The 12,545-nt window shown below is 56.5% G+C and carries 12 protein-coding genes and 1 pseudogene; 5 read left to right on the top strand and 8 right to left on the bottom strand.

From position 1 onward, the window contains the following. Positions 1 to 46 precede the first annotated feature (46 nt). The gene (locus tag PEL8287_RS01825) at positions 47 to 466 is read right to left on the bottom strand and encodes a PaaI family thioesterase (RefSeq protein WP_085890640.1); all 420 of its coding nucleotides are present in this window, start codon (positions 464 to 466) and stop codon (positions 47 to 49) included. 58 nt (positions 467 to 524) lie between these two features. On the opposite strand from PEL8287_RS01825, the gene PEL8287_RS01820 reads away from it, so the two are divergent. The 4 genes from PEL8287_RS01820 to gluQRS all read left to right on the top strand — a co-directional run bounded on the left by PEL8287_RS01820 (position 525) and on the right by gluQRS (position 4,867). Continuing rightward, positions 525 to 1,313 carry an enoyl-CoA hydratase gene (locus PEL8287_RS01820; protein ID WP_085890639.1) on the top strand — a complete coding sequence of 263 codons (789 nt, stop codon included), beginning with the start codon at positions 525 to 527 and terminating at the stop codon, positions 1,311 to 1,313. 657 nt (positions 1,314 to 1,970) lie between these two features. Continuing rightward, positions 1,971 to 3,335 carry a methylenetetrahydrofolate--tRNA-(uracil(54)-C(5))-methyltransferase (FADH(2)-oxidizing) TrmFO gene (trmFO, locus tag PEL8287_RS01810; protein ID WP_085890637.1) on the top strand — a complete coding sequence of 455 codons (1,365 nt, stop codon included), beginning with the start codon at positions 1,971 to 1,973 and terminating at the stop codon, positions 3,333 to 3,335. A 12-nt stretch (positions 3,336 to 3,347) separates the two neighbouring features. Further along, positions 3,348 to 3,962: a class I SAM-dependent DNA methyltransferase gene (locus PEL8287_RS01805; RefSeq protein WP_085890636.1), complete on the top strand. Its 615-nt coding sequence runs from the start codon at positions 3,348 to 3,350 to the stop codon at positions 3,960 to 3,962. Beyond that, entirely contained in the window at positions 3,959 to 4,867 is a 909-nt protein-coding gene (gene gluQRS / locus PEL8287_RS01800) for a tRNA glutamyl-Q(34) synthetase GluQRS (protein WP_085890635.1), read from the top strand. Before PEL8287_RS01805 ends, gluQRS begins: the two co-directional genes overlap by 4 nt. Here gluQRS and hisI read toward each other — a convergent pair. Continuing rightward, positions 4,864 to 5,226, bottom strand: a complete 363-nt coding sequence (gene hisI, locus PEL8287_RS01795; RefSeq protein ID WP_085890634.1) for a phosphoribosyl-AMP cyclohydrolase — start codon at positions 5,224 to 5,226, stop codon at positions 4,864 to 4,866. The genes gluQRS and hisI overlap by 4 nt on opposite strands. Before the next feature lie 67 nt (positions 5,227 to 5,293). On the opposite strand from hisI, the gene PEL8287_RS01790 reads away from it, so the two are divergent. Further along, positions 5,294 to 5,749 carry an iron-sulfur cluster assembly scaffold protein gene (locus PEL8287_RS01790; protein ID WP_085890633.1) on the top strand — a complete coding sequence of 152 codons (456 nt, stop codon included), beginning with the start codon at positions 5,294 to 5,296 and terminating at the stop codon, positions 5,747 to 5,749. Positions 5,750 to 5,987: 238 nt separating this feature from the next. Here the strand turns inward: PEL8287_RS01790 and PEL8287_RS01780 are convergent, their stop codons facing one another. From PEL8287_RS01780 to sciP, 6 genes and pseudogenes are all read right to left on the bottom strand, one after another. Next, complete coding sequence (locus PEL8287_RS01780; protein ID WP_085890631.1) at positions 5,988 to 6,404, bottom strand: c-type cytochrome; 417 nt, start codon at positions 6,402 to 6,404, stop codon at positions 5,988 to 5,990. Between the two features lie 320 nt (positions 6,405 to 6,724). Beyond that, a complete protein-coding gene (locus PEL8287_RS19905) occupies positions 6,725 to 6,868 on the bottom strand; it encodes a hypothetical protein (RefSeq protein WP_176228516.1) in 144 nt (47 codons plus the stop codon). An 85-nt stretch (positions 6,869 to 6,953) separates the two neighbouring features. After that, entirely contained in the window at positions 6,954 to 9,044 is a 2,091-nt protein-coding gene (gene recG / locus PEL8287_RS01775) for an ATP-dependent DNA helicase RecG (protein ID WP_085890630.1), read from the bottom strand. Next, a complete protein-coding gene (gene ligA / locus PEL8287_RS01770; protein WP_085890629.1) occupies positions 9,041 to 11,161 on the bottom strand; it encodes an NAD-dependent DNA ligase LigA in 2,121 nt (706 codons plus the stop codon). The genes recG and ligA overlap by 4 nt, the downstream gene beginning before the upstream one ends. Before the next feature lie 131 nt (positions 11,162 to 11,292). Continuing rightward, entirely contained in the window at positions 11,293 to 12,009 is a 717-nt protein-coding gene (gene ctrA / locus PEL8287_RS01765) for a response regulator transcription factor CtrA (RefSeq protein ID WP_085890628.1), read from the bottom strand. Between the two features lie 96 nt (positions 12,010 to 12,105). After that, a pseudogene (gene sciP / locus PEL8287_RS01760) lies at positions 12,106 to 12,384 on the bottom strand (CtrA inhibitor SciP). Between the last annotated feature and the right edge of the window lie 161 nt (positions 12,385 to 12,545).

Here is a 12,545-nt window from a genome sequence, read left to right as displayed (position 1 = left end):
ATTGGCCCTTGGGTCGGAGCATGCCTCCGGCCCATTTTTTTGGCCTTTACCTTGGCGGAATCGAATAGGTCAAGCTGGCACGCGCCACCGGTGACTCACCGCCCTCGGAAAAGATCAGCACCTCGCCTACAGCAAGAACTCGGCCAAGTTTCAGCAGCCGGCACTCGGCGATCAGATCAACGCCGGCTGCTGGTTTACGCATGAAATCGATGCTGCAGTTAGTGGTCACCGCCAACCCCTGCGGTCCGATCATTGCCAGAACAGCAAGGTAGACAGACACGTCCGCCAGCGCAAAGATCGACGGACCGGAAACCGTACCACCTGGTCGCAAATGACGCTCACCTACCTTAAGGCGGGTGCGGATCCGCATTTCACCCAGGTCCTCGATGGCAAAATCGCCCGTTACCTGAGGAAACTCACGGTCCAGAAAAACCATCAGCTCATCAGTGTTCATCTGCAATCCCATGCTTCCCTCGCAGCTTGTTCGACGATAAGAATGGCCACAACCCAGCAGGAGACACAAGATGGCAATTCTAGACCGAACAGATTCCGACGCCATTGCCCGGCTGACCCTGAACGCGCCTGAAAAACTTAATGCACTCAGTGATGCCATGTTGGCCGCCCTTCAGGCTGAATTCGACGCAATTTCAAACCAGCCCCAGATCCGTGCGGTGATTCTCGCGGGCAAAGGCAAAGCCTTTTGCGCCGGTCACGATCTGAAAGAAATGACCGCCGGTCGACAGGCCGAGGATGGCGGGAAGGCGTATTTCGCCGATCTCTTTTCCCGTTGTTCAAAGATGATGACAGCCATTCGCAACCTGCCGCAACCCGTGATCGCACAGGCGCATGGCATTGCCACTGCCGCAGGCTGCCAGTTGGTGGCGTCCTGCGATATGGCCGTTGCCGCCGAAGGCACGCGGTTTGGCGTCAATGGTGTAAATATCGGCCTGTTCTGCTCGACCCCGATGGTGGCCCTGTCGCGTAATATTCCGCGCAAACAGGCGTTTGAGATGCTGACAACGGGTAAATTCATCGAAGCAGACCGCGCGCTGGAACTTGGGCTGATCAACCGTGTGGTTCCGCATGACGACCTGGAAAACGCTACGATGGAGCTTGCACAGACCGTCGCGTCAAAGCTGGGAGCAGCGGTCAAGATCGGCAAACAGGCGTTTTACAATCAACTCGAAATGCCGCTGGATCAGGCCTACGCCTATACTGGTGCCGCCATGGTCGAAAACATGCTTTACCGCGACACGGCCGAAGGCATCAGCGCATTTCTGGAAAAACGCCCACCCGAATGGGATCAGTCCTGAGCATCGGATTGTTTTCATTTGGTGTGTAGTTATCATTTCCAGCAAGAATTGTTGCGTCCAAAGAAACACACCAATCCCTGTCTTTCGTCATAGCCGCACAACCTAACCGCGAAGTTCATTCAGCAAGTCACGCTTTATCAAGCGCTTACTCAGAATGTTTCGTGAAATGCGACAAATATTTTCCAAACCGGGGCTTGGTAACAAGGTCACGTTTTTGCCATCTTGAACCCAGAGTTGGCGACGGCGGTCCCAAGACCTTTCGAAACATCTTTGAATAAGCACTCCTTTTTCGCCCTTGCCAACTCTACGAACATCCCCTGAAAACAGCAGCTTGCCTTGATCACTGCGGCATTTTTACGGGATTTTTTCAGTGTTTCCGAATCCGGGTCACATTTTTTCCACATTTGCCATTTTCTTGCCACATTCCCCGGTTTATACATAAATCAACGGCGTGATGCAGTTGCGTTAAAGTATGCGAGTGTGGGTCACCACCGCCACTCGGTCCCTCCAAGCCAGCCTCTCTCTGGCCGACCTGATGACAAACGGTGACCCACTCGTTCTTCCCCAGAATTCACATTCCGCATTGACCATACGTCGAGCTGTCGGCGTTTGATCAGGCCCTTTCCAAATCAGCGGTAATGCCCTACATCGCGCCACATGACCAAGACATTACACATCGTCGGTGGCGGCATGGCCGGATCCGAGGCGGCCTGGCAAGCGGCAAATATGGGCGTGGCTGTCGTGATTCACGAAATGCGGCCCAAGGTGAAAACCTTCGCCCACCGCACGGGCGATCTGGCCGAAATGGTCTGTTCGAATTCCTTTCGTTCGGACGACAGCGAACAAAACGCCGTTGGCCTGCTGCATTGGGAAATGCGCGCTGCAAACGGCTTGATCATGCAGACTGCCGACCGTCACCGCCTGCCTGCTGGCGGTGCATTGGCGGTGGACCGCGATCCCTTTGCGGCTGCAGTCACTGCCGCTCTCAGGGATCATCCCCGGGTGCATATCGAATACAACGAAATCACCGCCCTGCCCGAGGGTGGTCATTGGATTTTTGCCACCGGGCCGTTGACCTCGGCGGGCCTTGGTCAGGCCATCGCCGCCGAAACAGGCAGCGATGCGCTGGCGTTTTTCGATGCCATTGCGCCGATCGTCTATTTTGACAGCATAGACATGTCGCAGGCCTGGATGCAGTCACGCTATGACAAAGGCGAAACCGAGGCTGAACGCACGGCTTACCTTAACTGCCCCATGGACCGCGACCAGTACGAGGCCTTTATTGACGCGCTTCTCGTCGCTGATAAGACCCAGTTTCACGAAGGTGAAACCGCCGGATATTTCGATGGATGCCTGCCAATCGAGGTGATGGCTGAACGCGGTCGTGAAACCCTGCGCTTTGGACCGATGAAACCCGTCGGTCTGACCAATCCGCACCGCCCCGATGAAAAACCCTATGCCGTGGTTCAGCTGCGCCGTGATAATGCATTAGGAACACTGTATAACATTGTGGGATTCCAGACTAAAATGAAATACGGAGCACAAACCGAGGTTCTCCGTATGATCCCCGGGCTGGAAAATGCCCAGTTCGCCCGTCTGGGCGGCATTCACCGCAACACTTTCCTGAATTCGCCCACCCTTCTGGACAATCAGATGCGCCTTCGATCACGCCCGAACATTCGTTTTGCTGGGCAGATCACCGGGGTAGAAGGCTATGTCGAGTCCTCCGCTATGGGTCTTTTGGCCGGTCGCATGGCTGCCGCTGAAATCCTGGGGCAGCCGCTGGCGCCCCCACCGCAAGACAGCGCGATGGGCGCGCTTATCCATCACATCACTGGCGGCGCAGAGGCAAAGACGTTTCAGCCGATGAATGTCAACTTCGGCCTTTTCCGCCCGGTTGACGGCCTCAAAGGGGGGCGGCGGGGCCGCAAAGATCGTTACAAGGCCTATACCGACCGGGCCAAGGAGGCCTGGAAAACCTGGCTGGAACAATCTGTACTGGACGCAACGCAAACAGTGTGATTTCCTTTTTCCATGGAAGATACATTTCTGGACAAGGCCTATAATCTAAGCACGCAGGAAGACACCAACGCGCTTTATGATCAATGGGCCGCAAGCTATGACCAAGAAATAGGTGCAAACGGCTACGCCACCCCGGGCCGTGCGGCGGAAGCGCTTTTTGCCCGCCTGCCACGGCCGCAAACCCCGATTCTTGATTTTGGATGTGGCACCGGGCTCTCTGGTCTTGCGTTGAAACTGGCCGGATTCACAGTGATTGACGGTATGGATCCCAGTCCGCAGATGCTGGAAGAGGCCAAAGCCAAAGATATCTATCGCACACTGATTCAGCTTGATGTGTCCGACAAAAACCCAATTCCGCGCGGCAGCTATCGCGCGATTGCCGCGATTGGCGTAATCGGCACCGGCGCGGCACCAGCCAGTACGCTTGACGTACTGATGCAAGCCTTGGGCAAGGGTGATCTGTTGGTTTTCAGCCTCAACGATCACGCCCTGGCCGATCCGGGATTTGAAGGTGTGCTGAACAATTGGCTGGATTGCGGGGCCGCCTGTCTGCTGGAAAAGAAATATGGCCCCCACCTGCCCAAGCAAGGGTTGAAGTCCAACGTTTATATCGTTGAAAGAAATTGACTTTAACCACCAGATTTGCGCCATCTCCAACCGGACCGCTGCACCTTGGTCACGCCTATTCGGCGTTGCTGGCTTACGATATGGCCATGGCAGCAGGTGGCAGGTTTCTGCTTCGGATCGAGGATATCGACCAAACCCGTTGCCACCCTAAATGGGAAATTCAACTTCTTGATGATCTCAACTGGCTTAGCGTCCACTGGGAAGGGGCCCCGATGCGCCAGTCCGACCGGCTGGGCGCTTATCGGTCAGCCCTTGACAGTCTTTGGCAACGCGAACTCATTTACCCCTGCCACTGCACCCGCCGTGATATCGCCGCCGCGGCGGCCGCCCCTCAGGAAGGAGCGGCCCTGCTTGGCCCCGACGGGTTGATTTATCCGGGCACCTGCCGGAACCGGGTGATCAAGCCTTACGGCGACGGTCCTCGACCTGAGGGTGTTGCCCTTCGTCTCAACATGTCACTTGCGGCCGCGATTTCCTGTGATCACCACGTCACCGGACCCGGCGCAACAGATTGGCATATCGGATTTGACGAAACCGGTGCCGGAACGGATGGGGAAACCGGCGATATCACAATGAGTCGCGACGGTCTTGAAAAAGAAATCGGCGATGTAGTCCTGTCGCGTCGCGATTTTCCGGGGTCTTATCACCTGTCCGTTGTTCTTGACGACGCAGCACAGGGCATCACCCACGTCGTGCGCGGTCAGGACCTGTTTGAGGCCACAAAAATTCACGTTGTCCTGCAACGACTGCTGGGATTGCCAACGCCCACCTATCACCACCACAGGCTGATCCGTGACGATCAGGGTAAGCGGCTGGCCAAACGTGATGATGCCCGGGCCATTTCGAAATACCGCGCCGAAGGGGCCAGCCCTCAGGATATCCGAAAAATGGTTGGTCTGGTTTAACCCGTCTCAGGCGTCAGGATCTCTACTTCGCCCCCGTCGCGCAGCGCCGTGTAAAAACAACTGCGCCGGTTGGTATGACAGGCCGGTCCGGTCTGGCGCACCCGCAGCAAAAGGCAATCGCGGTCGCAATCCACCCGGAAATCCACCAATTCCTGAACATGGCCCGAGGTTTCACCCTTCACCCAGAATGCTTGTCGTGACCGGCTCCAATAGGTCACACGCCCGCTTTGTAAAGTACGCAGGACTGCATTGGCATTCATCCACGCCATCATCAGCACTTCACCACTGTCTTCATCCTGCGCAATTGCCGGAATCAACCCGTTGACATCATACTTTAGTGTGAGTGGATCGAATCCCATTGCGGAAAACCTTTTGCATCTGACAGTTACGCCTCTATTTATGAGGTCAGCACTGAAAGGGAAAGCCATGAGCGGCGAAACAGACCTGATCAAACTATACTCGGCCCGTATCCTGGCGCTGGCGGCAGACATTCCACATCACGGACGCCTTGCTGCGCCCGACGCCACCGTTAAACGCCGCGCGCCTTTGTGTGGCTCGACCGTGACGGTTGATATCAACTGCGTGGATGGCCGGATTTCGAATTACGCCGCCGAGGTCAAAGCTTGTGCTTTGGGTCAGGCCGCCGCCAGCGTGGTTGGCGCCAATATCATTGGCTGTGACGCCGCACAGGTCACACAGGCGCGGGATGCTCTGAAAGAAATGCTCAAAAATGACGGACCAACGCCACCTGCCCCTTTTGACGGGCTTGAGGTGCTGCGCCCGGCAAGCGATTATAAGAATCGCCATGCTTCTATCTTGCTGACGCTTGAGGCCGCGGTTGAAGCGCTGGAACAAGCCAAAACCACCAGTTCCTGCGCCTGAAATACCTGAGGTAAACCATGTCACCCCGCACCGTATGGACCTTCAACTTCACCGGCTGGATCCTTTTTACCGTCTCAGCGGTGTTTTTTACGTGGGGCACGTGGAAGGCTGGCGACATCATTGGTGTGATTGCCAGTCTGGCGTTTCTGATTGCCTGCGTGTGTTTTGTAATACCGGTCTGGATCCACCGACCCTCAAAAACTGAGTAACCCCCACCAGACCGGCTACGCCCTCGCAATCAATCTTCCTGAATGCTTGCGAGGTGTTCTATCAAAGCCAGAATACGAACCCGCACAAAGGACTCTGGGTTTACGGCTAAATCAAACGACATCTGATCACCCGCTCGACGACGAAATCGATTACCCCAGGCTGGCATTTCCCGCGTTCCATGCGGCCCCATCGAGCCTTCGCCGTCAATGACCTCATAGACCCGGGTCACCGGAAACACACCGCCGTTATTCTTTTGAAGCAAAGTCAGATCCGGCAGTGACCCTGACAAAAAGCCGGCCATTGGCCCATTGCCTTTGCCTTCTGGTCCATGGCATTGCGCGCAGGCATTCATATACTCATATTCGCCAAAGGTTTTTTCCGCAGACCTTGCATTGTTCGCAACAAGGCCCATGGCAACGGCAAGAAACAAAACAGCGGTTTTCATTTATTTCCCTCCCTTAACTGATATGAGACACGCTAAGGCACAAAACGCAAAACAGATTGACGCGGATCAATCGTTGGCAAATCTCATCCTCCGGCTCTCGTTTTCCTGGTATAATTCTTACAAAAAAGCCGCCGCACGCTGGGGACAGCGGCGGCGGTCAGGTAAAGCGGGTTCTGTGGCACCCTAAGCGCTTCGGAGGGGAACGAGGCGAACCCCCGAGGACATCGGGACAGGCAGTGTCAGTCGTGTCGCATCATAACTAAGGGGACAGAGATGCGGTCACGCTCGGGCACAGAACGTCGCAGGCAGAAACCTTTCTATCAGACAAGACCCGGAAGATAGAGCCCGGCAACCAGTGTTACCATCAGGGCCGCCGCACCAATTGCATCGACAAGCAGCGTATCGCGGGACCGTATTGCAGCGGTTTTGATCTGGCCAAGCATCAGGCGTTTCCTTTCAAGCATCTTTGTTGCCTATTTGTTCTCACTTTATTAAGCGCTTGTAAAGAACTTTTTAGGAACATTCGTGAACTTTTTGCCACCCCGTTAGTTAACCCACTGAAATCAAACGAATTGCCTGGTCCTGTTCCATCAACCAAAGCAGAACACGCGCTGCCTGTCCCCGATCCCCGGTCAGGTCCGGATCGTCATGCATCAGTTTGCGCGCATCCGATTGTGCCACAGCCATCAACGCCGATTGGGCCTCCATATCCGCCACGCGGAAACGGGGAAGCCCCGATTGAGCTGTACCAATCAAATCACCGGCGCCGCGCATTTCCAGGTCGACCTCAGCAATTGTAAAACCGTCTTCTGTATCGCGCATCGTGGTCAGACGCCGCTCGCCGCCTTCGCTAAGCGGTGCCTGATACATCAGCAAGCAGGTTGAAGCGGCCTCGCCGCGGCCTACCCGGCCACGCAACTGGTGCAGTTGCGCCAGTCCAAAGCTTTCGGCGCGCTCGATCACCATGATCGACGCGTTGGGTACATCTACGCCCACCTCGATCACGGTGGTAGACACCAGCACACTGGTCTTGCCCTGCTGAAACGCCCGCATCGACGCGTCTTTGTCCTCGGGCGGCATCTGGCCGTGAACCAGACCGACCACTGCGTCGCCCAGGGCCGCGCGCAGACGTTTGAACCGCTCTTCAGCGCTGCTGAGATCGACGATTTCACTTTCTTCCACCAGCGGGCAAACCCAATAGGCCTGACGACCCTCGGCGATGGCCTTGCGCAGATGGTCTACCACCTCGTCCATCCGCCCCATGCTGACCAGCGCGGTCTTGATCGGTTTGCGTCCGGGAGGCTTTTCGTCGAGCACCGAGACATCCATATCGCCATATTGTGCCAGCGCCAGAGAGCGCGGAATTGGCGTAGCGGTCATAACAAGCACATCCGCATTGGTGCCCTTTTTGCCCAGCTCAAGCCGCTGACGCACACCAAACCGGTGTTGCTCATCCACGATGGCCAGCCGAAGGTCGCAAAATTCCACGTCCTTCTGAAACACCGCGTGGGTGCCTACCAGAATCTGTATCTTTCCCTCCGCCAGTGCAGCCAGTTTTGCCCTGCGTTCAGCACCCTTGTCGCGTCCGGTCAAAATCTCCAGCACCACGCCGGCGCTTTCCGCCAATGGCCGCAGTCCTTCCAGATGCTGGCGTGCCAGAATTTCGGTGGGGGCCATCATTACCCCCTGCCCGCCTGCCTCAACCGCGATCAGCAAGGCCTTGAACGCCACAAGCGTTTTTCCCGCGCCCACATCGCCCTGCAGCAATCGGTTCATTCGTGTGTCACTGGCCATATCCTCGGCAATTTCAGCAATCGCACGGGTTTGCGCACCGGTCAGCGCATAGGGCAGTTCTTCGAGTACCCTGGCTTGCAGCTTGCCTGTACCAATCGTCGCCCTCCCCTTTGCACGTCGCAACTTCGAGCGCGCCATCGCCAGCGTCAGCTGGTGTGCCATAAACTCGTCATAGGCCAGACGTTCGCGCGCGGGATGGGCCGCACTCAAATCGCCCAGATCCGTCGGCCCATGCGCCTCAACCACAGCCGTACGCCAGTCCGGCCATCCGGCCTGCGCCTTTTGCACCGGGTCAATCCACTCGGCCAAGTCGGGTACGCGTGTTATCGCACTGGCAACTGCCTTGCTCATCATTTTCTGCGTTACACCGGCGGTCAGCGGATAGACCGGCTCAAAATCCGGGATATCACCTGCCTCTTGCGGTTCAAGCACGTGATCGGGGTGCACCATCTGCGCGATCCCATCAAAAAGCTCTACCTTGCCTGAAACAACGCGCCGGGCACCTGTGGGCAGAATTTTCCGCAAATAGTCATCGCGGGCATGGAAGAACACCAACTGAAAGGTCGTTGCCGCATCCTCGACTGTTACGCGATACGCCCCGCCCCGCCGGCTGGGCGCGCGGTGCTGACCGACCGTGACTTCTACCGTCACGACACCGGGTAACTCGGCCCCCATCACAGTGGCACGTTTGCGCCGGTCTACCCCAGAATAGGGTAGTGTAAAAATCAGATCACGGGGACGTTCGATATCCAATGCGCGCAGATGCTGAACGGTCTTGGGGCCCACGCCCGCCAGTGTCTCAAGCTCCGCAAAAAGTGGAAACAGAATTTCCGGGCGCCCGCTCATGCGTCGCCTATCAGGGCTAGCCAACCGTCCTCGTCGATTGTCTCAACGCCAAACTCAGCAGCCTTTTTGGCCTTCGAACCCGCCCCCGGCCCGGCAACCAGCAGATCGGTTTTAGCCGAGACACTACCCGATACCTTGGCGCCCAGGCTTTCCGCCCGCGCCTTGGCCTCGGCCCGGGTCATCTTCTCCAATGTGCCGGTAAAGACCACGGTTTTGCCCGCGACAGGGCTGCTACTGGTATCCGGTTGCTCGGCATCCTGTACGGAAAGATGGGCAACCAGCCGATCAATGCCCGCGCGCTCATTCTCTTGCGCAAAAGCGCCAACCAGTGACCGCGCCATGACCTCGCCGACACCATCAATGCCCAGCAGGCGCTCCCATTCCGGCCCTTCGAAAGACGCGGCAGCATCCATCGCCGCAATAAATTCGTCCCATCTGCCATAAAACCGCGCAATCATGTTGCTGGCTTGTTCGCCCACATGCCGGATACCTAGCGCGAACAGCAACCTTCCGAACGGAATTTCACGTTTTTTATCAATCGCCTGAAAGAGGTTATTAGCGCTTTTCTCACCCCAGCCTTCGCGGTTCTTCAACTGCTGCATGCCTGAACCATATCGTTCTTGCAGCGTAAAAATATCCGCAGGTTCGACTATCCAGCCAACGTTATATAATTGCTCAACCTGTTTCGCGCCCAGCCCGTCTATGTCAAAGGCCGCGCGGGATACGAAATGCTTTAGCTTTTCAACCGCCTGCGCCGGACAGATCAGCCCACCGATGCAGCGCCGAACTGCATCACCTTCTTCGCGTACCGCGTCAGAACCGCATTCGGGGCACACAGTCGGAAACGTGTAGGGTACCGAAGTATCAGGCCGCTTTGACAGATCCACATCAGCCACTTTGGGAATCACGTCACCGGCACGGTACACCTGCACCCAGTCCCCCACGCGGATATCCTTGCCGCCGCGAATTTCACTGCCCTTGCTGTCAAGACCCTTGATGTAGTCCTCATTGTGCAGGGTGGCATTGCTGACCACCACGCCCCCCACTGTGACCGGCGTCAGCCGCGCCACCGGGCTAAGTGCGCCGGTGCGGCCCACCTGAATGTCAATCGCCTCCAGCCGGGTCCAGGCAAGTTCAGCAGGAAATTTATGCGCAATGGCCCATCGCGGCGTCGTGCTGCGAAACCCAAGCCGCGCCTGCAGACCCAGGTCATTCACCTTGTAAACAACCCCGTCGATGTCATAGCCCAGACTGGCACGCTGCTGTTCAATGCGGGCATAGTTCGACAGCATCTCAACCGGGCCATCGCACAGAACCGTCAGCGGGTTGGTCGCAAACCCCAGATCTGACAACCTGTCGATCGCCGCCATCTGCGTATCGGCCAGTGGTGCACTAAGTTCACCCCAGCCATAGGCGAAAAACTTCAGCGGGCGCGCGCGGGTAATCTCGGCATCCAGTTGCCGCAACGATCCGGCAGCGGCATTTCGTGGATTGGCAAAGGATTTGTCACCTCGTCCCGCCTGCCTTGCGTTCAGGGCGGCGAAATCCTTGTGGCTCATGTAAACTTCGCCGCGGATCTCGAGAACATCGGGGGCCCCCTGCAGCGTTTCGGGAATGTCGTCGATGGTACGGGCGTTGGCGGTGACGTTTTCCCCCACGGCGCCATCGCCCCGCGTTGCCGCCTGCACCAGTGCGCCGCCCTCATACCGCAGGCTCAGGCTCAGGCCGTCGATCTTTGGCTCCGAGGTGTAGGTAAGCCGCGCATCGGCGGACAGGCCCAGATACCGACGGATACGTTCGTCAAATTCGGTGATATCCTCATCGTCAAAGGCGTTGCCCAGGCTCAGCATCCGCACTGCATGGGTGACCTTGGAGAATCCCTCAGCCGGAGCGGCGCCCACCTGTTCGCTGGGGCTGTCGGCGCGTTTGAGATTTGGGAACCTCAGTTCAATCGCCGTATTGCGCCGCTTCAGCGCATCATAGTCCGCATCCGAAATTTCAGGAGCGTCTTTGCCGTAATATGCCTGATTTGCCCGGTTCAAAAGATCGGCAAGGCGGGCCAGTTCCTGGGACGCCTCAGCTTCAGTCAGCGCATCAACGGCGATTTTGTCGGTCATGCGGGCCCTCTGTGATCCTGCACCGGGGGCATCCCCGCCCCCGGCCCTTTTCAGATCAAAGTGATAGGGCGCTACGTCTCATAGGTCCAGTCGTGTGTGATAGCCTGGACGGCTAGGGAACCGATAAGGCCTCAGGCGCTGACCGCGACGCGCGGTTCCTCCAGTTCGCCCGGTTCGGGATCGCGCAACACATAGCCGCGTCCCCAGACCGTTTCGATATAATTGTCGCCGCCCGTTGCCTCGCTCAGCTTTTTACGCAGCTTGCAGATGAACACATCTATGATCTTCAGTTCAGGCTCATCCATGCCTCCATAAAGATGGTTCAGAAACATTTCCTTGGTCAGGGTGGTACCCTTTCGCAGGCTCAACAATTCCAGCATCTGGTATTCCTTGCCGGTCAGATGGATAGCCCTGTTTTCAGAACTTACTGTTTTGGCATCCAGATTGACATTGATCTTGCCGGTTCGGATCACGGATTGCGAATGGCCTTTCGAACGGCGGATAATTGCATGAATGCGCGCCACCAACTCTTCGCGGTGAAAGGGTTTGGTCAGATAATCATCGGCCCCAAAGCCAAATCCCTTGACCTTGTTCTCGGTATCATCCTGGCCCGACAAGATCAGGATCGGTGTTTCAATTCTGGCCAGGCGCAACTTGCGCAGCACATCATGTCCGTTCATGTCCGGCAAGCCCAGATCAAGCAGGATCAGATCGTAGTCATAAAGCTTTGCCAGATCGATGCCTTCCTCCCCCAGATCAGTTGTATAAACATTCAGGTTGGCATGAGTCAGCATCAACTCGATGCTTTTTGAAGTGGTGGGATCATCTTCGACCAGAAGCACACGCATAGGGATTTCTCCGATAACTTTAATTTCATTATGGTTGACTTTGGCCAAGATTGGTTAACCACAAGTTACCACTGGAGAACAATTTGCGATTTCTCGTCAAGGTTGTCTATACGTTTTCAACGCGGTTGCTTTCAAAGCATCCTCCCCAAAGTGGCTAACTGCTTTCACCCAAAAATTAAATTCCTCTTTGCTTATGTTATATCTCGCCTCCGCATCGCCCTGGGTGATCAGCCCATACACGACCCCTCGCACAACCTTTAATTTACGCGACGCGACCCACCGGCGTGTATCGGCCGGTGGCAGATCGGCCACTGTCATGATTTGCCCGTCAGGTAATTTGACCGCTCTTGGTCAATCCACTTTCTTCAGATACATTCTCTCACCCTCTCGTAATCGCCGACAGAATGCGGTTTCACCGCTTAACGACGGGTGAAGCGGGACCTTGAGAGTATTTCGGATTTTCCTATATTCGTAACGACCTGACCCTACAGGCCCGATCCGCCCCTTGCGGGAGCGGCCAAAACGGATGTATTGCA

This window comes from Roseovarius litorisediminis, assembly GCF_900172295.1.
Taxonomy (GTDB): domain Bacteria; phylum Pseudomonadota; class Alphaproteobacteria; order Rhodobacterales; family Rhodobacteraceae; genus Roseovarius; species Roseovarius litorisediminis.
Note: the sequence above shows the minus strand (reverse complement) of the source record. Positions and strands in the feature narration are given on the sequence as shown.